The organism is Micromonospora sp. NPDC049230 (genome assembly GCF_040647875.1).
GTDB lineage: Bacteria > Actinomycetota > Actinomycetes > Mycobacteriales > Micromonosporaceae > Micromonospora.
This window is the reverse complement of the sequence record NZ_JBEZCZ010000001.1, coordinates 102,525-121,803: the sequence shown is the minus strand read 5'-3', so window position 1 is coordinate 121,803 and position 19,279 is coordinate 102,525. Positions and strand designations below refer to the sequence as shown.

The window sequence follows — 19,279 nt, the reverse complement described above, 5'->3', positions numbered from 1 at the left end:
AGTATTCCTCCGACGGCCTCGGTCGCCACCCCTCGGGATGAGCAATTCACGGATCCGGCCGCACAAAGGCACCCATATCCGCACTTTTGAGTATCTGATTGCTCAAGACTTTTTGTTATTTGACCTCCGACGACCGGTCGTCACCGACGCGCCGCCGAACCAGGGTAGCGGCCCCGGCCCGACGCGCCCGACAACCGGCCCACAAGCGACGCCCGCCCGCTGTCATCGGCGTGTCGCCCGCGGATACCGGCCCGATCCGCGCCGTCGGTTTGCCGACGCCACCTAGCATCGGCCGGGACACCGCCCGTGACGGAGAGGATCTTCGATGATCAAACGACTTGCTGGGCTGGCCGGCGTCGGCGTGCTGCTGGCCCTCGTACTGGCCTGCGGTTTCGGCGGCGGCGACGACGATGACGACGACGATGACGACGACTTCGCCCGCGGCGTCTCCGTGGTGGCGGTGCGCTGAGTCCCGGCAGCGGGCCGGAGCCGGCCGGGTTTGCGCCCGGACGGCCCTGGGCACTGGCGGGGTAGGCGAACCGTGACGCGCTGAACAGACGCCGAAGTCCGAAGTGGCCGGCGGCTTCGGCACCCGAGGAGGTAACCACGATGTTCGGAACCAACCTGCTGGACCGCCGCAGCAAGCCGGAGCGGATTGCGGACCAGGCCTGGGAGCACCTGCTCTCCGCCGTCAGTTCCGCCGGAGACAGTGTGCGCGACACCGCCCGCTCGGCCCGTCGCAACAGCGGCGACCTCGCCGACGAGGCGGGTGACCTGGTCGGCTCCGCCGCCGAGGAGGCGCGACGCCGCGCCTCGCTGGCCTTCGACGCGCTCGCCGGCCGGCAGCCGGCTCTGCCCTGGACCCTGCTGATCGGCGCCGCGCTTGTCGGTGCCGCGGTTGGCTGGGCCGTCGGGTCGGCCGCGCGGGCCGCCGGCAGCCGGGATGACCGCGCGGTCGACGACGTGGAGTTCGTCGACGTGGACCGTCCCAACTCCCCGGCGGTCTGAACGACCGAACGACGCGGGGCCGCACTCGTTCGAGTGCGGCCCCGCGTCGTTCGCACCTCACCGACGGTGTCGGCCGGGGTGGACCGGTCCGCCGGGTGCCGGACCCCTCAGGCAGCCCGACGGACCGGTGCTCGGGTGGTGATCGGGCCGGTCGGGCCCGGATCACCAGTTAGCGACTCAGGCAGGTGACGGTGGTCGGCGGCGTGTTGCTGCCGGTCCACGAACCGAGGAAGCCGCCGGTGGTGGTGGCCCCGGCACCGAGCGCGCCGTTCCAGCCGCTGTCGCGGACCGAGACGACAGCCCCGGCCTGGGTGTGGATGCCGCCCCAGAACTGGGTGATCTGCTGCCCGTTGGGGAAGGTCCAGCCGAGCGTCCAACCGGCGATGGGCACGCTGCCGGCGTTGCGGACCACCAGTTCCGCCTGGAAGCCACCCGACCAGGAGCCGGTGACGCGATAGGTCGCCGTACACCCACTCGTCGGAGGCGGCGTGGTCGGAGGGGGCGTGGTCGGAGGGGGCGTCGTGGGAGGCGGCGTGGTCGGAGGCGGCGTGGTCGGAGGGGGCGTGGTCGGAGGCGGCGTGGTCGGAGGCGGCGTCGTCGGAGGCGGCCCGTCGGCCCGGTCGGCGACGAGGATGCCGCGCCCGTTGGAGCCGAGGTACACCCGGCCGTAGACGCGGGGGTCACCTGTCAACGCCTCGGCCGGGTTGCCGTACTGGTGGCTGTCGTCGTTGATGCGTACCCACGTCGCGCCGGCGTCGTCAGAGCGGTGCACGCCGGGCTGACCGTTCACCGTGCCGTACAGGAAGACGGCGGGGTTGGTGCGCCCGGGAGCCGCCTTGCCGAAGCCGACGTTGCCGGAGGCGCTGACGCCGTCCAGCTTGGTGAAGCTGGCGCCGGAGTCGGTGGATCGCCACAGTCCGCCGGGCCCGGCCAGCCACAACTCGCCGGAACGGCCGGGCAGCGCCTTGAACCGGACGTCGGTGGCGGGCAGACCGGTCGCCGCCGTGGCGGTGAAACTCGCCCCACCGTTGGTGCTGAGGTAGACCCGCCCGGCGCTGAAGCCGTAGAACCGGTTGGGGTCGACCCGGTCGGACTCGATTGTCGCGTTGGCGGGGATGCCGGCCGAGGGCGCCCACGTGTTGCCGAAGCCCACCGAGTAGACCACCCGTTGACCGGGGTCGCCGGGCGCCCAGACGAACCGGCTGCCGTCGGCCGCGGCGGCGACGGTGCCACCGGTGTTGACCCCGGACGGTTCGGTGCCCTGGAACCAGGTGGCCCCACCGTCGGTGGAGAACGCGACATGACTGTCGTTGGGCCGGTCGGAGTCGGTGAAGCTCCCGGCCCGCACCAGTGTGGCCGGCTTGCTCTCGGCATAGTCCAGGCTGGTGGTGGTCGTGAACACCGGCTGGGTGAACAGCATTGGCGGAATGGCGTCCAGGTCGGTGTGGCGGAAGCCACCGACGTCACCGAGCGCGCTGATCAGCGGTGCGCCACTGGGCGGGCTGACCAGGTCGAGCACCGCCGTCTCCTCCAGCCCGCGGACCATCGGTCGGATGGTGAACTGACCGCCGGTGTCCCACTTGGTGAGGTCGGTGGTGCCGTAGATGGTGGCACCGGTGCCGTACATCATCCGGTTGGAGTCGTGCGGATCGATCTCCACCGACTCGTTCATCCAGCCGAGCTTGGGCGAGGCCTCCGGGGGCGCCGGGTTGACGCCGAAGGTCAGCCAGGGCACCGAGCTGATGTCCATGGTGTAGCGGCGGGACCGCTCGGGATAGCTGGTGAAGTCCCAGATCCGGGTCCAGGTCGCCCCGCCGTCGGTGCTGCGGAAGAAGATCGCGTCCGGCCACCAGGAGACCTGGGTGGCCACCATCAGCGTGTTGGGATGCTGCCGGTCGATGGTCAGACCGCTGTAGCCGAAGTAGTCGTCGCCGCTGGTGGAGGGCACCGGACTGATCCGGGTCCAGGCTCCGGTCGACCGGGTGAACTTCCAGACGTCGCCCTTGCCGCCGTCGTACGGGCCACCGGTGTCGCTGGTGGCGATGTAGAGGTGACCGCCGACCGGGTCGACGACACCCTTGTGCGCCAGGTAGCCGGTGGGCTGCCCGGGGATGCGCGACCAGGTGACGCCCCCGTCGGTGCTGCGGTAGACCGGATTCTCCTTGTCCGCCACGCCCACGTAGATGGTCTGCGTCGTGGATCCGGCGGTGCCGGTGCTCTTGTCGAAGCTGACCCAGGTCAGGCCCTGGTTCTGCCCGTTGTAACCGTTCGGGTCGCTGGGGTCGGCCCGGTAGTTGCCGGCGTTGGGGAACGCGGTGACCCGGGCCCAGGTCACCCCGTGGTCGGTGCTGCGCCACAGCCCGTTGCCGCCCTCGGCGCCGTAGTACACGATGCTGTTCCGGTTGGGGTCGACGGCCAGCCGCTCGCCCATGCCCCGGCCCGGCATGTTGCCGCCGTTCTTGAACGGCAACTCGGTGGTCTGCCAGGTGGCACCCTTGTCGGTCGAGCGCAGGATCGCGCCGTTGTTCGGGTCCCAGCCGTTGGTGTACATGCCGACCGCCGCGTACACCCGGTTGGTCTGCACCGGGTCGGTGGCGATGCTGACCACGCCGTTGTAACCCCACCGGTCGGCGCCGACCCAGTCGAGCAGCGGCGTCCACGACTGGCTGGCCTGCTCCCAGCGGTACGCCCCACCGATGTCGGTGCGCGCGTAGATCAGGTTTTTCTCGGTGGGGTTGAAGACGATGCCGGGCACGAAGCCGCCGCCGCCCACCGGGACGTTGCGCCAGGTGTATGCCTCCGCCGCGGTCGGGGCGGAGGCCGACCCGGCGGGGGTGAGCGGGACCGCCACGATGGCTGTGGCGGCTGCCAGCACTGTTACGACAGTGCTGGCGAGACTTCTGGGCATCTGCGGGTCCTCTCGGGAGGCAACCCCGGGGGACGGGGTTGGTCACGTGGCGACGCCGTGGCCCGGGGGACGGGCACAACGACGGGACGGACGGAGCTGCCCTGGCTCCCGCCACCCGACGCGACGGCTCCCGCGATCGAGGAATGTGACTACCGTAACCGAAATGCACTCGCTTTGGAAGCGCTCCCAGCGACAGCGTGTGACCCGGCGCCGGGCCCTCCCTCACCCGGTGCGGGTGAGGACGGTTCACCCCTGTCGGCGGCAGGCTCGGACCCCGGCGGACCTCCGGCCGCAGCCGCCACCGGTCCGCCACCCACGTGGGGAGGAGGCCCAGATGGCGATCGCGGAGATCGACCGCACCGACCAGGACATCCAGTCCGCCGTACTCGACGAGCTGACCTGGGAACCGAGGGTGCAGCCACACGAGATCGGTGTGACAGTGGCCGAGGGTGTGGTCACGTTGACCGGACGGGTGGACAGCTACGCCAAGAAGTGGGCCGCCGAACGGGCCGCCCACCGGGTCGTCCGGGTCCGGGCGGTCGCCAACGACCTGGCCGTGCAACTGGCCAACGGGGCCGAGCGCACCGATCCCGACCTGGCCGCCGCCGCCAGCCACGCGCTGGAGTGGGACGCGTTCGTACCCATCGAGAAGCTTCAGGTCACCGTCTCGTCCGGTTGGGTGACGCTGCACGGCGATGTCGAGTGGGAGTACCAGCGCCGGGCAGCCGAACGGGCCGTCGCGCGGCTCACCGGCGTACGCGGGGTGAGCAACGGCGTCACCGTCCGGCCGGCCGCCGCACCGGACGGCCGAAACCTGGCCGAACTGATCGTCGACGCCCTGGCCCGGGCCGGTGCGACGGAGGCCGAGCGGATCAGCGTCCAGGTGCACGGCGACACGGCGGTGCTCGCCGGGCTGGTGCACTCGATGCCGGAGCGCGCCGAGGTCGAGCAGGTGGCCTGGTCCGCGCCGGGCATCCGGGAGGTGCAGAACCACATCGCCGTCGCGCCGGTGCTGCGCTGAGCGAGCGCCGCGCCGAGCTAGCGCGAAACCACCCGGGGTGGGTGAGCCGGCCTCACCCACCCCGGGAGCAGGCTGGTGGCATGAGTGATCCGAACGGGCTGATCCAACCGGGGCGCCCCGCGCCCGGTTTCACCCTGGCGGGCACCCCGGACGGGGCCCTGACCGGGCCCGAGCAGTTCCGGGGCCGACCCGTCGTACTCGCCTTCTATCCCGCCGACTGGAGCCCGGTCTGCGGCGACCAGATGTCGCTCTACCAGTCGGCGGCACCCGTCTTCGCCCAGTACCGGGCGGTGGTGCTCGGCGTCTCGGTGGACAGCATCTGGTCGCACCGGGCGTTCGCCCAGAGCCGGGGCATCGAGTTTCCGCTGCTTGCCGACTTCGAGCCGAAGGGCGAGGTGGCCCGCCGCTACGGCGCGTACAACTCGCGAGGTGAGGCGGACCGCGCGCTCGTGGTGCTCGACCCGGCGGGGACGGTGACCTGGAGTTACCTCTCGCCGCCGGACGTCAACCCGGGCGCGGACGGCATCTTCGACGCGCTGGACCAACTCACCACCGATCGGAAGGTGATGGCCGGATGACCACGCCACTACAGGTGACCGCCCGACTGCGGGACCCGGTCACCACCGAGGACCACATCCGGGGGCCGGCCGACGCGGCGGTGACGGTCGTCGAGTACGGCGACTTCCAGTGCCAGTTCTGCGGCGCCGCGTACCCGAACCTGCACGAGATGCTGCGGCAGCGGGCCGACACCGTCCGGCTGGTCTACCGCTACTTCCCGATCGCCAACGTCCACCCGTACGCCGAACGTGCCGCCGAGACGGCCGAGGCGGCCGCGGTTCGGGGCCGGTTCTGGGAGATGCACGACTGGCTCTACGAGCACCAGGACCAACTCGACCCGGTGCACCTCTCGCTCGGTGTCGAGCAGGTCGGACTGCCACCTGACGAGTTGAATGCCGAGGTGGAGGGCCGGGCGCACGCCGACCGGGTGCGCCGGGACTTCGTGGGTGGCATTCGCAGCGGGGTGAACGGCACGCCCACCCTGTTCGTCAACGGTGTCCGCCACGACGGCGGGTACGAGTTGCCCGACCTGCTGACGGCCGTGGACGCGGCGAGTGACGCCTGACGCGTCCCGCTCAGATGAGCCGCAACTCGCGCGCCCGCCGGACCGCCTCGCGCCGGCGGGTCGCGTCGAGCTTGCGGTAGATGTTGCGCACGTGGGTCTTCACGGTGTTGACCGAGAGGGACAGCTCACTGGCGATCTCCACGTTGGACAGGATGCTCTGTAGGTAGCGCAGGATCGTCAGTTCCCGCTCGGTGAGCGGCTCGTCCAGGGTGCCCCTCGGCTCGGTGGTGCCCTGGCCGGGCCCGCGCACGCTCTGCCCGGCCCCGCGCACCAGGTCACCGACCAGCGCGAAGTGTGCGGTGCCCGCGTCCAGGTGTGCGGCGAGCAGGTCCCGGACCGGCGGTTCGGCGCGGGTGAAGACCCGTAGGCAGCCCTGCGGGCCAGCCAGGTCCAGCACCTGTTCCAGGAGTCGGCCCGCCCGACGCCCGTCGCCGGCCCGCTCGGCCAGTACGGCGTCCAGCAGGCCCGCGTCCAGGCGTACCGGCAGGGGCCAGGCCGTGGCGGTCGGCGCCTGCCAGTCGGGCACGCTGCGCCCGGCGGCGGCGTGGTCGCCGGCCAGCAGCTCGACCCTCGCCCGCGCCACCGCGAGCACCGGGTCGGCCCCTTCACCACTCTGCTCGTCGGCACCACCGGCGAGCAGGCCGCGGGCGGCGTCCAGGTCGCCCCGCTCGGCGCGCAGTCCGGCCTCGGCGGCTCGCAGCAGGCCGGTCAGCTCGGCGGCGGACGGCCGGTCGGCAAGAGCTTCCCGGGCCCGGACGAGAAGTCGTTGGCCGGCGGCCAGGTCTCCGGAGTCGCGGTGCAGTTGCGCGCGGCACAGAGCGGCCGCCGCGGTGGCCACCGGTTCGCCGTCAGCGGCGGAGAGCCAGCCGTCGCCGGTGTCGCCGACCCAGCCGCCGGTGACGCCGAGTGCCGGGCCGGCGAGGTTGAGGTTCGCGGTGGCCTCGTCGGGCTGGTCGCGCAGCAACGCCACGTGCGCCAACGCCAGGTACGCGTAGGCGCAGTCGAGCTGACAGGACCAGCCCCGACACGGCGGCATGCGCAGCGCGTCCCGGGCCGCCTGCTCCGCAGCCCGTAGACCCCCGCGCAGGGCGAGCAGCAGCGCGGCCCGGCTGGCGCCGACCAGCTCGGTACGCGGCCGGCCCGCTTCCCGGGCAGCCGACCGAGCACTGACGAACCGGGCGGCCGGCAGCGCGCCCTCGGCCAACTCGACGAGCCCCAGCCCGGTGCCGGTGAACGCCCGCAGGTCGGCGTCGTCGGCGGCGTCGCCGCCACCGGACGTCGGAGCGGTCGTCGACGCGGGGTCCGGCAGCCGGGTCGGCGTGGCGCCCTCCGGGCGGGTCCGCAGCAGCCGGGCGGCGGCGGCCCGCACCCGCACCGGGTCGCCGGCGAGCCGGGCCACTGTCAACTCCAGCGCGGTGACCAGCCGCAGGAACCGTTGCCGGCGAGGCACCGGCAGTCCGGCGGCGTGTGCGGCGGCGGCGCGCAGGTGACCGCTCGCGGCCGGCAGATCGTCGGCGTACGCGCGTTCGGCGGCGTACGCCAGCGCCACCTCCGGGTCGGCGCGGAGCACCTCCGCCGGTGGGGCCACCGGTGCCGGTGCGGGCACCGGGCCGCTGTCGTACCGGGTCAGCTCGGGCCAGTGTGCGACGAACAGGTCGCCGGCCAGGTCCCACCGGCCGGCGGTCAGCGCGTGCCGCAGCGCGTCGACCGGCCGGCCGTCGCCGGCGTACCAGTCGGCCGCCCGCACGTGCAGATCGCGCACCTCGTGGTCGGGCAACCGGGCCAGGTCGGCGCGGAGCAGGTCGGCGAGCAGGGGGTCGACGCGGTACCAGGGCGGGCGGGTGTCCTCCCGGTGCAGCAGACCGCCGCTACCGGCCAGGTCGGCGAGCGCCTGCCCGGCGTCGGCACGGCCGGTCAGCGCCCCGGCCAGGTCGGCGCAGACGGTCTCGACGAGGGCGGTACGACGCAGCAGGTCCTCCTCGGCCGGGTCGAGCGTCGCCAGCACCTCCTCGCGGAGGTACCCGGCGATCTCCGGTTGGTCTCCCCCGAACTGCCCCACCCAGCGCTCCGGGTCGGTCTGCCCCCGGACCGCAAGCGCGGCGATGCGCAACGCGGCCGGCCAGCCCCCGGCGCGCTCGCGCAGTTGGCGTACGGTGGCCGCCGGCAGGGCCGCGCCGTGCGCGGTGAGCAGGTCGGCCACCTCGTCGTCGGTGAACGCCAGCTCGTCCGGGCCGATCTCGGTCAGCTCGCCGGCGAGGCGCAGCCGGTGCAGGGGCAGGTGCAGCCCGGCCCGCGCCCCGATCACCAGGCGCAGTCGCTGCCCGGCATGGCGCAGCAGGAACTCCACGCCACTCAGCGCCGCCGGGTCGGCGACCCGGTGCAGGTCGTCCAGGATCAGCAGCACCGGCCGGTCCGCGGCGGCGAGCGTGGCGGCCAGCACCTCCAGTTGGTCGGGGCGGGGCGGTCGGTCGGGCACCGGGCCGCCCTCGTCCGACCCGGTCGCCGTGCGCAGCGCCGCCGCGAGGTACGCCCACAACCGGTCGGCGTCGTCGCCGACCTCCACCGACACCCAGACCGGGCTGACCTCCGGCCCCGCCGCCAGTTGGCCGGAGTCGGGCACGATCGCGCCCGGGTCGACGTCGGGCGTCGCGCCTTCGAGCCGTGCCCAGGTGGCGAGCAGCGTGGTCTTGCCCCAGCCGGCGGGGGCGACGACCAGGGTGACCGGTCCGGCACTGCCCTCGTCCAACCGCCGCAGCAGCCGGGGCCGGGCCACCACCGGCTCCGGTGGCACGGCCGGGCTCAGCCGTGAAGCGAGCAGCGGTCGCCCCGGTGTCGTGTCGACTCGTACGCGATCCTGCTGTTCTGGCACTCAGCCCCACCCCCACCACGCGCTCCGCCCCCGGTCGGCGAGCGGTTACCCGACGTGGGCCGGTTCACCCCTTCCGGGCGAGCACGCTTCACCCGAGGGCGACCGACGATCGGGGGACGTGGACCGGGAGGACGTGGGACGGGTGGGAGCGATGCGACGGCTGACGCGGGCGGGACCCGCCCTCGGCGGCGCGGCGGCGCGCCTGCTGCGCGTACCCCGGTGGCGCCCTCGGACCGGCGCGGACCGCGACCCCTCCGCGCCGGCCCGGTGGGAGGTGGTGACCGTCGACCGGCCGCCGGAGCAGGTGCTTCCCGCCGGTCGGTGGCCGGAACCGCTGCGCCGCCTGGACGGCGCGGTCGAGGTGCGGGTGCGGCCGGCGCCCGGCGACCGGGGCACCGAGCTGGCCGCCCGCCCGGTGGCCGGTGCCACCCCGCCCGTCGGGTTGGCCGCGCACCTGGTCGGCGACGACCCCCATCTGCTGGTTCGCCGGACCCTGCGCCAGATCAAACAGCGGGTGGAGGCCGGCGAGGTGCTGCGCGCCGACCGGTCGGCGCTGGACCGTCCCGAGGTCCGCGGGTGAGGGCGCTGTGCTGGGTGGCGGCCGACGAGCTTGCGGTACGCGAGGTGCCCGACCCGGAGCTGCGCAACGAGCGGGACGTCATCGTCCGGGTACGTCGCAGTGCCACCGCCGGCGGGGACCTGCCGCTGCTGGCCGGACGGCATCCCCTGCTGCGGGCCGGCGACGTGCTCGGGGCCGAGTTCCTGGGCGAGGTGGTCGAGGTCGGTCCCGGGGTCCGCCGGCACCGTGTCGGCGATCGGGTGGTCGTCGGCGCGAGCGTCGCGTGCGGCGGCTGCTGGTACTGCCGTCAGGGCCTGCACTCCTGCTGCGACAACGCCCACGTCGACCAGGCGAGCGCCGACCCCGACCGGGGACACTCGGACGCCGGCTGCTTCGGCCGTCCCCGGGCGGCGGGCGGGTTCGCGGGCGGTCACGCCGAGTACGTGCGGGTGCCGTACGCGGATGTGAGTGCCTTCCCGGTGCCGGACGCGGTCGACGACGACCGGGCGGTGTTCGCCGCCGACGCGGCACCGACCGGGTGGCTGGCCGCCGAGCTGGGTGCGGTGCGGTCCGGGGACGTGGTGGCGGTCTGGGGCGCCGGGGCGGTGGGGCAGTTGACCGCCCGCGCGGCGGTGCTGCGCGGTGCCGCCCGGGTGCTCGTCGTCGACCGGCACGAGGAGCGGTTGCGGATGGCCGAGCGGCACTCCGGGGCGGAGCCGCTGGACTACCGTCGCACCGACGTCGCGGCGGAGCTGCGCGACCGCAGCGGTGGGCGCGGGCCGGACGTGTGTGTGGTGACTGTCGGCGCGCCGCCACCCGAGCGGTTCGCTGGTCAGGCCGACCGGCCGGACGCGAGACGCGAGGCCGTGCACGTCTGCCGCAAGGGCGGCGTGGTGGTGCTGCTCGGCGGGACGGACGGGTTCGTCGACGCGTTCCCGCTGGGCACTGTGACCGACCGGCGGCTGACGCTGCGCGGGGCCCGTCGGCCGGACCTGGGCACCGTGCCGATGCTGCTGGACCGGATGGCCCGCGACGAGCTGCGCACCGAACATCTGGCCACCCACCGACTGCCGCTGACGCGCGGCCCCGAGGGGTACGCGCTGTTCCGGGACCGGGCCGACGGCTGTGTCCGAGCCGTGTTCACGCCGTGACGTCTCCTCGTCGACGTGCCTCGGCGCGAGCGGGTGGCAGACTCCGGGCATGGTTGGCGAGCGGACGTACGACGTGGTGCTGTTCGGGGCGACCGGGTTCACCGGCGGCCTGACCGCCGAATACCTGGCCCGACACGCGCCGGCCGGGCTGCGCTGGGCGCTGGCCGGGCGCAACCCGGCCCGCCTCGCCGCCGTCCGGGACCGGCTCGCCGCGATCGACCCGACACGTGCCGATCTGCCGCTGCTCACCGCCGACGTGACGGACGCCGACTCGTTGCGGGCCGTGGCGGAAAGCGCCCGGGTGGTGGCCAGCACTGTCGGCCCGTACATCCACCACGGTGAGCCGCTGGTCGCGGCCTGCGCGGCGGCCGGCACCGACTACCTGGACATCACCGGCGAGCCGGAGTTCGTCGACCTGATGTACGTGCGCCACCACGCCCAGGCGACAGGCACCGGCGCGCGGCTGGTGCACGCCTGCGGGTTCGACTCCGTCCCGCACGACCTGGGCGTCTGGTTCACCGTCAAGCAGTTGCCCGCCGACGTCCCGATCACCGTGGACGGTCACGTCCGCGCCGGTGGCCGGTTCTCCGCCGGCACCTACCATTCGGCGCTCACCGCGTTCTCCCGGACCGGGCAGGCCAGCCGGGCCGCCCGGGAGCGCCGGGCGGTCGAGCCGCGCCCCACCGACCGCCGGGTCCGCGCGGTGCCCGGCCGGCTGGCCCGCTCCGCCGAGCTGGGCAGCTGGACCGTGCCGCTGCCGACAATCGACCCGCAGGTGGTCCGCCGGTCGGCGGCGGCCCGCCCGGAGTACGGCCCGGACTTCCGGTACCGGCACTTCGCCGCGGTGAAGCGACTACCCACGGTGCTGGCCGGCGCGGTCGGGCTCGGCGCGCTGATCGGGCTGGTACGGCTGCCGCCCACTCGACGCTGGCTCCTCGGTCGGCTCACGTCCGGGCAGGGGCCCACCGCCGAGCAGCGGGCGGCGTCCTGGTTCACGGTCCGGTTCGTCGGCACCGGCGGCGGGCGACGGGTGGTCACCGAGGTGGCCGGCGGCGACCCCGGGTACGACGAGACGGCGAAGATGCTCGCCGAGTCTGCGCTGTGCCTGGCGCTCGACGAGCTGCCGCCGACCGCCGGGCAGCTCACCCCGGTCGCCGCGATGGGTGACGCGCTGCTCGACCGGCTCATCCGGGCCGGGCTCACCTTCCGCGTGCTGGACCGCTCGGCTTGACCCTCGACCGGGTCGAGGGGGCAGGATGCCCAGCGTGAGCGACCTGCACAGCATCGGTGAGCTGGCCCGGGCCAGTGGCCTGACCGTCAGCGCGTTGCGCTTCTACGACTCGGCGGGAGTGCTTCAGCCGGCCCTTGTCGACCCGGTGACCGGCTACCGCTGGTACACCGACGAGCAGATCACACCGGCCCGGCTGGTCGCCGGGCTGCGCCGGATCGGGATGCCGGTGCCGGAGATCGCCGCCGCGGTACGCGCCGAGCCGGCCGCGGTGCACCTGTTGCTCGACGCGCACCTGCGCCGGCTCGCCGACGGGCTCACCGACGCCCGCCGGGAAGCAGCCCGGCTCCGGACCCTCGTCGACCTGGGCCAGCCGGCCACCACCACGCTGCTGCTCTCCCCCGCCGGCCTGGCCGCCGCGCTCGACGCGGTGCGCTTCGCCGTCGGCGTCGACCCGGAGCTGCCGATGCTGTCCGGCGTGCTGCTCGACGTGGAGCCCGACGGGGTCCGACTCGTCGCCACCGACAGGTACCGGCTCGCGCTCGCCCGCGCCACGGCGGAGGTCGACGGACCTCCGGTGCGGGTGTTCGTGCCGGTGGCCCTCGTCGACCGGCTCCGCCCGCTGCTCGACGCCACCGACACCCGACCGGTGGGGCTGAGCGTGGCCGGCGCGGACCTGCGGGTGCGGGTGGCCGAGGCCACGGTGACCGGCACCGCCCTGCCGTACGACTTCCCGGACTACCGCAGGCTGCTACGCAAGGCCGTCGGCGAGCGGCCGGCCGCGCGCCGGATCCCGGTGGACGTGGCGACGCTGCGCGCCGCGCTGGCCGACCCGGCGGCCCCCACCGTCGCCCGCGACCACGACGGCACGACCCGGGCGGTCACCGTGCTCGGCGTCGACGACGAGGGCGGTCTGCGGCTGCTCCCCGCCGCCGACCTGGCCTCCGACACGTTGCGGGTCGGGGTGGACGGCCGCTACCTGCTGGACGCCCTGAACGCGGCCGGCACGCCGCAACTGGTGTTGGAGTTGGACGGACCGATCGCCCCGCTGGCCGTGCGCCGTACGGACGACGCGGACACCTACTCGGTGCTGATGCCGATCCGACTCTGACCTGACGGCCCGCACTCCCCGTTGCGGGAATGCCCGCACTCCCCGTTCCGGGAGGAAAAGCCCGCGACGGTAGCATCGGGTGGTTCACCTGTGACCCCGGACGGAGGCGTACGGAGCAGCATGCTCGACATGGAGTTGATCCGGAAGGATCGCGAGGCGGTGGCGACCGCGCTGGCGAAGCGTCTGGATCCCGCCGAGGTCACCCGGGCGCTGGACGAGATCCAGCGGCTCGACCAGGAACGCCGCGCCCTGATCACGGAGATCGACGCCGAGCGGCAGCGTCGCAAGGCCGAGGCTCGGGCGTACGCGCAGGCGAAGCGGGCCGGCGAGGAGCCGCAGGCCGCCGCACCGGAGGCCGAGCGTAAGCAACTCGCCGAGCTGGAGTCCCAGCTGGACGAGGTGCAGTCGCGGCTGCGTACGGCGATGAGTGAGCTGCCCAACCTGCCGGCCGACGACGTGGTGGCCGGCGGCAAGGAAGCCAACCGGGTCGTGAAGACCTTCGGCGAGCCGCCGGTGATCGACAAGGTCCGCGACCACGTCGAGTTGAGCCGCGCGCTGGGCCTCGTCGACTACGAGCGCGGGGTCAAGCTCGGCGGCTCCGGCTTCTGGATCTACACCGGCGCCGGCGCCCGGCTGGAGTGGGCGCTACTCAACTACTTCATCGACCAGCACGTCAAGGCCGGGTACGAGTTCCTGCTCCCGCCGCACCTGCTGCTCGACTCGGCCGGCTTCGCCGCAGGGCAGTTCCCCAAGTTCTACGACGACGTCTACCACCTGGACGCCGAGTCCGCCCCGCGTGGGCAGTTCCTGTTGCCCACCTCGGAGACGGCGATCCTGGGCGCGTACCAGGACGAGATCCTGGAGACCCCGAAGCTGCCGCTGAAGGCCTTCGCGTACACGCCGTGCTACCGGCGGGAGTCGGCCGGCTCGCACTCCGACGAGCGTGGCACGGTGCGCGGGCACCAGTTCAACAAGGTGGAGATCTTCCAGTTCACCCTGCCCGAGCAGGCCGACGCGGCCCTGGAGGAGATGCTCGCCCACGCGGAGAGCCTGGTCGAGGGGCTGGGCCTGCACTACCAGCGCTCGCTGCTCTCCGCCGGGGACGCCAGCGCGTCGATGCGGAAGACCCTCGACATCGAGGTGTGGATGCCGAGCACCGGCAAGTACAAGGAGGTGTCGTCGGTCTCCTGGGCCGGCGACTACCAGGCGCGTCGGGCGGCCATCCGCTACCGCGAGCCGGGCGGCAAGCAGACCCGCTTCGTGCACACCCTCAACGGCTCCGCACTGGCCACCAGCCGCCTGTTCCCCGCCATCCTGGAGCAGAACCAACAGCCCGACGGCAGCGTCCTGATCCCCAAGGTCCTCCAAGACCGCCTAGGAACAGACCGCCTAACCCCCCGCTGACCCCCGCTCCGCCTGCTCCACCTCGTTGATCATGGAGCTATTGCCCCTTGCCTCGGCGTGTCGTGGCGATAACCTCATGATCAACGGGGCGGGGTGGGCGGTTCGGGCGCCTGGGAAGGAACACGGTCAGGATCAGGGTGGCCAGCACGGCCAGCAGCAGCGCTGGGCCGACGGTGTCCAGGGCGTTGGTCAGGGCTTGTTGCAGGTGGGACGCCGCCTGGATCACCGGGTCCCGTAGTGCCTCTCGGCGGCCGGCGGCCAGCCGTAGCTCGTACCAGCCGTACCAGGCGACGTAACCGCCCGCGAGCAGCAGCACCAGACCGCTGAGGCGGGGCACCAGCGCGCCGGCGACGCGCAGTCGGGCCACCAGACCGTCGCGCAGCAGCGCCACACCCAGCGCGGCGACAGCGACCACCAGGCCCATCCCGAGGGCGTACGCGCCGAACAACGCCAACCCGTGCCCGGTCGAGCCGGCCTGGAGGCTTGTCACCACGATGGCCAGAAACGGGGCGATGGCGCAGCCGAGCGACGCCAGCGCGTACGCCGCGCCGAACAGCGCCATCGACGGCCAGGAGCGGGTCAGCCGGGGTGCCCTGGTGCTCCAGCCGGGTGCGGGCAGTCGTCGGCCGGCGAGCAGCCAGCAGCCGGCCACCGCCAGCAGCACGCCGAGCGCCACGGTCAGCCACGGCAGCCTGGGCCGCAGCCAGCCGGCCAGCGGCGCGAGCGCCAGGCCGAACGCGCCGAACACCAGCACGTACCCCACTGTCAGCCCGGCCGCCGCGGTGAGCGCGCGGCCGACCGCGCCGCGGGTGTCCGACGTCCCGGTGACCAACAGCGAGAGGTACGCGGGCAGCAACGCGAAGCCGCACGGGTTGACCGCGCCGAGCATGCCGGCGGTCAGCGCGAGCAGCAGCGGGGCGGTCACGCCCCGGCCAGTGCGGCGACCCGGGCGGTGAGTGCCGCACCGTCGAGGAAGCCCTGGTGGACCACTGTGCCGCTGCGATCGATGAGCACGAAGATGCTCTGCTCGGTCACCTTGAACCGCTTCCAGAGCACGCCCTTGCGGTCGTCGATCTGTGGTGTCGCGGCGAGGTCGAACTCGGTGACGAACTCCTTCATGGCCCGCTGCTCGCCCAGCCCGGCGACACCGATGATCGGCACGGTGTCCCGGTAGCGGGGTGCGACCTCGGCCACCGTCCAGGCCTGGCTGGCGCAGGTGGCGCACCACGGCGCCCAGAACCACAGCACCACCGGCTTGCCGGCGAGCTGCGTCGCGTCGAACGCCGCGCCGGTGAGGGTGGTGCCGGTGAAGCGCAGCACGTCCGGGACCGCTGCCGGGGCCGTGCTCGGCGAGCCGGTCGCGGCGGCGGTGGTGGTTGGCGGGGCGCTGGTGGTGGTCGGCGCGGTGCCGGCGACCGCCGGTGCCGGGGTGGCCGTACCGGTGCAGGAGACCACGCCGAGCAGCGCGGCGGCCAACGCCACGGCGGTGCCGGCGCGGCGGGCCGCACCAACCCCGGACAACCGCCTCGGTACGTGCCAGCTGCGCATGCGCGTCTCCGTTCGTTCGGCGAAAAAGGTGCCCTTCCCTACTCGGCCTTGGCGAGGCGCAGAGCCAGCTCGGGGCACACCTTGACCGCCTTCAGCGCGCCCTCCCGCAGCCAGGTCGGCACGGGGGTGGGCGGGAAGGCGGGGTATCCGTTCGCGTCGAGCCGGATGAAGTCCGGTACGACGTGCGCGCACAGGCCGTGCCCGTCGCAGCGCGACCAGTCCAGGGTGAGCTTCTGCGGGTTCGCGTCGGGTGCGCCGGGCAGCCCCATCACACCCTTGACCCGCCGGCCACAGCCGTCTCCGGTGGTGTGCAGTCGCAGGTCGTCGGCGAAGACCTCGATCGCGGAGAGCGCGAACCGGGCGGTGCCGTCGGGGTGGCTGCACGCGCCCCGGCCCCGCACCTCGCCGGCGGCGGCGCGCACCACGTCGGCCGGCTGACTGCCGGCCACGGCCAGGTCCACAGCGCGGGCCAGGTCCGGCAGGCCCATCTTGCACGGCCCGCACTGGCCGGCGGACTCCCCGGCGAGATAGCGCACCACCTGGGCGGCCTCACCGAGCGGGCAGGTGTCGACGCCGAGCGGGACGATGATGCCCGCGCCGAGGGTGCCGCCGACCGCGGCCAGGCCCTTGCGGGACACCTCGGCCCGGTCCGCCGCCTCCGGGGTGATCCACTTGCCGTGGTAGCCGCCCATCAGGATGCCCTGGGTCTCCGGCACCTCGCACAGGTCGAGGACGTCGCGCAGCGGCATGCCGGCGGTGCACTCCACAACGGCCGGCCGGCCCGCCGCGCCGGTCACGGTGAGCAGCACGGTGCCTGGCTCGTCGTCGGTGCCGAGCGCCGCGTACTCGTACGGGCCGAGACGGGCGCCGACGGCGAGCTGCGCGTACGTCTCGGCGTTGGACAGCAGGGTGGGCAGGCCGCTGACCCCGGAGTCGCTGGAGCGCTTCTTGGTGCCGGGCGGGATGTGCGGCAGGCCGTTGATCCCGTTGACGAGTGCGCCGCCCTCGCCGGAGATGAACCGGTGCGGCACTGTGACGATGGTGGTCAGCACCGGCATCCGGCGCTCCTCGAGGGCCTCCATCAGCGAGTCCCGGCCGACCCCGTCGTCGGCAACGCCGATCACGATCTCGTCGGCGTCCAGCGCGTACGCGGCAAGCGCCGCGCCGTCCAGGATCAGGTGCGGGGCGCGGGTGAGCAGCACCTTGTCCTTCCAGCTGGCCGGCTCCCCCTCGGTGGCGTTGACCACCACGACGGCGGCGAGGTCCTGGCGTTCGCAGGACTCCAGCACCGCGCGCAGTTTGCGGGCGAACGGGAAACCCGCCCCGCCCTTGCCCTTGAGCTGCATGCCCTCGGCGAGCCGGAGCAGTTGCGCCGGCTCCATCGGGCCGATCGGGCCGTGCACCTCCTCGTGCGCGGCCAGGTCGAGCCGACCGAACTCGGCGAAGCCGGCGGTCAGCCGGGGCTCGCCCACGCAGGCGACGGGTGGCACTGCCGTGCGCATCACTTCGCCTCACCCCGCAGCCCAGCCCAGTACGCCCCGTCCACCGCATCCGCGCTGGCCTTGCGACGCTTGGCGGACCGGCCCTCGCCGGCTGCCCGCCGAGCGCGCCGCGACGCCAGGTCGACAAGGGTCGGGGTGTCGTCGACGGGCGGCGCGACCTCGTCCGGCACGTACCGGGCCGGCGGACGCCAGTAGTCGGGCTCCTCCGGCACGTCGTCCTCGATACTGTGCCGGCCGCTGCCGCTGCGCGGTGTCGCGGAGATCGGGCTGGCGGAGATCGGGCCGGCGGAGACGGGGCCGGCGGAGATCGGTTCGGCGGCCTGCCACCGCAGCGGGCTGTCCCACGGCTCCTCCGGCTCGACCGTCGGCCGCGGCGGCGCCGAGTAGCGGCTGCCGTCGTCCTCGCTGCGGGACCGGCGGCGGGACCGCTCGGCGGCCGGCTCCTCGGCGCGTCGCCGGCCGGTCGGAACGGCCTCGTCCCGGGTACGGGAGCCGCGCCGCCGGGTCACCGGCTCCAACTCCTCCTCGTCGCGCCGACGGATGACGGTCTCGTCGTCGCGCCGACGGGTGACGATCTCCTCGTCGTCGCGCCCGCGGGTGACGGTCTCCTCGGCGCTGCGGCGCGAACGGCGGGTCGTGGACTCCGCCTCGTCGCGCCGGCCGCGCGACTGTCGCTCGGTGTCGCGGCGGGCCGCCGGCTCTTCCGTACGCCGGCGTCGACTGGGCCGGGCCGACTCGACGAGGGAACCGGGCTCGGGCACCACCGGAACGGTGAACCGGTCCGGGTCACGCCGCGCGGCCGGCGCGGCCCAGGTGGCGGTGGTGGTCTCCGCCCAGGCGGGACGCTTGTCCGCGTCGGCGTTCTTGCGCCGGCTCAGCCCGGCCAGCAGCGACCGGCCGGTGTTCGTCTCGTTGGCCCGCCCGGCCAGCACCGCGTTACGCACCGCGGCCTGGTGCTGTTCGCGGCTGCGCCGGCCAATGGTGACCGAGAGCCGGACCAGCAGGGCCAGCACCACCAGCAGGATGCAGCCGAGGTAGCTGAACACCACCCAGGGGCTCGCGGCCCGACCGGCGTTGAGACCGTGCAGCACGGCGAACGGCCAGGCCAGGTACGCGGTGGAGTGCAGGGTGCGCCACAGCCACTTCGGACCGACACCGGCGAAGCGGGCCCGGATGATGCCGGTCCAGATCACGCTGACCATCAGCAGGGCGGCCACGGTGCCGAGCCCGACGTAGAGCCCTCGGCCGCCGACGAACGGCACCAGCGCGTCGGTCGCGGCCGCCCGCCCGGTGGCGATCTTGGTGAGGACGTGGAAGCCGAGCCCGGCCACGCCCAGCACGCCGGTGGCCCGGTGCGCCGACTGCATCAGCACCCGGTGCGAGATGCGCAGCACCAGCCGGTCGGTGGCGAGCAGGCCGAGCATCACGGTGAGGCTCAACGTCACCAGGGAGACCACCCCGGCGAAGAACTCGGTGAAGAAGAAGCCGTACGCGTACGCCTTCTGTCCAGCGCCCGTCAGCATGACCGCCGCCCACAGAGCGGCGAGCGCCGACGCGATCAGCAGGGTGGCCGCCGACCGTGACGGTGTGCGTACCCCCCGACTGCTGGCGCTGGTCCGGACGGTGGCCGCCTTCTGGTTCTGCTGTGCCCGGGCCATGTGCTCCTCGATCGTCTCGCGGCGGCGTACCACCGGCCGACCCCTGCTCCCCCATCCAGTACGGACCGGCGGGGCGCGCGGATCACCCGGGCCGAAAAATTTCTGGGCCGGGATCGAACCGAGGTGCGTCGACGTGCGTTGTTCTCCACCTCGGCGCGGGTCTGGCCCTTCGATCGGCGGGTATCGGCG

General features: G+C 73.8%; 16 protein-coding genes. 10 read left to right on the top strand and 6 right to left on the bottom strand.

Features of this window, described 5'->3' with window-relative positions; genetic code table 11:
* Positions 1-325: 325 nt before the first annotated feature.
* Together AB0A95_RS00570 and AB0A95_RS00565 are read left to right on the top strand one after the other, a co-directional pair.
* Positions 326-469, top strand: coding sequence for a hypothetical protein (locus tag AB0A95_RS00570; RefSeq protein ID WP_357553446.1), 144 nt, complete (start codon positions 326-328; stop codon positions 467-469).
* Positions 470-609: 140 nt separating this feature from the next.
* A complete protein-coding gene (locus AB0A95_RS00565; protein ID WP_357553445.1) occupies positions 610-1,008 on the top strand; it encodes a hypothetical protein in 399 nt (132 codons plus the stop codon).
* Positions 1,009-1,177: 169 nt separating this feature from the next.
* On the opposite strand, the gene AB0A95_RS00560 is transcribed toward AB0A95_RS00565, so the two are convergent.
* Entirely contained in the window at positions 1,178-3,916 is a 2,739-nt protein-coding gene (locus AB0A95_RS00560) for a cellulose binding domain-containing protein (protein WP_357553444.1), read from the bottom strand.
* 334 nt (positions 3,917-4,250) lie between these two features.
* On the opposite strand from AB0A95_RS00560, the gene AB0A95_RS00555 reads away from it, so the two are divergent.
* The 3 genes from AB0A95_RS00555 (at position 4,251) to AB0A95_RS00545 (ending at position 6,060) form a co-directional block, all read left to right on the top strand.
* Positions 4,251-4,937: a BON domain-containing protein gene (locus AB0A95_RS00555; RefSeq protein ID WP_357553443.1), complete on the top strand. Its 687-nt coding sequence runs from the start codon at positions 4,251-4,253 to the stop codon at positions 4,935-4,937.
* Positions 4,938-5,017: 80 nt separating this feature from the next.
* A complete protein-coding gene (locus tag AB0A95_RS00550; RefSeq protein ID WP_357553442.1) occupies positions 5,018-5,515 on the top strand; it encodes a redoxin domain-containing protein in 498 nt (165 codons plus the stop codon).
* Positions 5,512-6,060 carry a DsbA family protein gene (locus AB0A95_RS00545; protein ID WP_357553441.1) on the top strand — a complete coding sequence of 183 codons (549 nt, stop codon included), beginning with the start codon at positions 5,512-5,514 and terminating at the stop codon, positions 6,058-6,060. Before AB0A95_RS00550 ends, AB0A95_RS00545 begins: the two co-directional genes overlap by 4 nt.
* Before the next feature lie 10 nt (positions 6,061-6,070).
* Here the strand turns inward: AB0A95_RS00545 and AB0A95_RS00540 are convergent, their stop codons facing one another.
* Complete coding sequence (locus AB0A95_RS00540) at positions 6,071-8,929, bottom strand: LuxR C-terminal-related transcriptional regulator (protein WP_357553438.1); 2,859 nt, start codon at positions 8,927-8,929, stop codon at positions 6,071-6,073.
* 151 nt (positions 8,930-9,080) lie between these two features.
* On the opposite strand from AB0A95_RS00540, the gene AB0A95_RS00535 reads away from it, so the two are divergent.
* From AB0A95_RS00535 to serS, 5 genes are all read left to right on the top strand, one after another.
* Entirely contained in the window at positions 9,081-9,509 is a 429-nt protein-coding gene (locus AB0A95_RS00535; protein WP_357553437.1) for a hypothetical protein, read from the top strand.
* The gene (locus AB0A95_RS00530; RefSeq protein ID WP_357553436.1) at positions 9,506-10,639 is read left to right on the top strand and encodes an alcohol dehydrogenase catalytic domain-containing protein; all 1,134 of its coding nucleotides are present in this window, start codon (positions 9,506-9,508) and stop codon (positions 10,637-10,639) included. The genes AB0A95_RS00535 and AB0A95_RS00530 overlap by 4 nt, the downstream gene beginning before the upstream one ends.
* Before the next feature lie 49 nt (positions 10,640-10,688).
* Positions 10,689-11,870 (top strand): saccharopine dehydrogenase NADP-binding domain-containing protein, encoded by a 1,182-nt coding sequence (locus tag AB0A95_RS00525; RefSeq protein ID WP_357553434.1) that lies wholly within the window; start codon positions 10,689-10,691, stop codon positions 11,868-11,870.
* Between the two features lie 25 nt (positions 11,871-11,895).
* A complete protein-coding gene (locus AB0A95_RS00520; RefSeq protein ID WP_357553431.1) occupies positions 11,896-12,978 on the top strand; it encodes a MerR family transcriptional regulator in 1,083 nt (360 codons plus the stop codon).
* Positions 12,979-13,098: 120 nt separating this feature from the next.
* Positions 13,099-14,382, top strand: coding sequence for a serine--tRNA ligase (gene serS, locus AB0A95_RS00515; protein WP_357553657.1), 1,284 nt, complete (start codon positions 13,099-13,101; stop codon positions 14,380-14,382).
* A 37-nt stretch (positions 14,383-14,419) separates the two neighbouring features.
* Here serS and AB0A95_RS00510 read toward each other — a convergent pair whose 3' ends face one another.
* The 4 genes from AB0A95_RS00510 to AB0A95_RS00495 are packed head-to-tail and all read right to left on the bottom strand — an operon-like array spanning position 14,420 to position 19,123.
* Positions 14,420-15,307, bottom strand: coding sequence for a cytochrome c biogenesis protein CcdA (locus AB0A95_RS00510; protein ID WP_357553429.1), 888 nt, complete (start codon positions 15,305-15,307; stop codon positions 14,420-14,422).
* Positions 15,304-15,930 carry a thioredoxin-like domain-containing protein gene (locus AB0A95_RS00505; RefSeq protein WP_357553428.1) on the bottom strand — a complete coding sequence of 209 codons (627 nt, stop codon included), beginning with the start codon at positions 15,928-15,930 and terminating at the stop codon, positions 15,304-15,306. The genes AB0A95_RS00510 and AB0A95_RS00505 overlap by 4 nt, the downstream gene beginning before the upstream one ends.
* Positions 15,931-15,968: 38 nt before the next feature.
* Positions 15,969-17,432 carry an NADH-ubiquinone oxidoreductase-F iron-sulfur binding region domain-containing protein gene (locus AB0A95_RS00500; protein WP_357553426.1) on the bottom strand — a complete coding sequence of 488 codons (1,464 nt, stop codon included), beginning with the start codon at positions 17,430-17,432 and terminating at the stop codon, positions 15,969-15,971.
* Positions 17,432-19,123, bottom strand: coding sequence for a hypothetical protein (locus AB0A95_RS00495; RefSeq protein WP_357553425.1), 1,692 nt, complete (start codon positions 19,121-19,123; stop codon positions 17,432-17,434). The genes AB0A95_RS00500 and AB0A95_RS00495 overlap by 1 nt, the downstream gene beginning before the upstream one ends.
* Positions 19,124-19,279 lie beyond the last annotated feature (156 nt).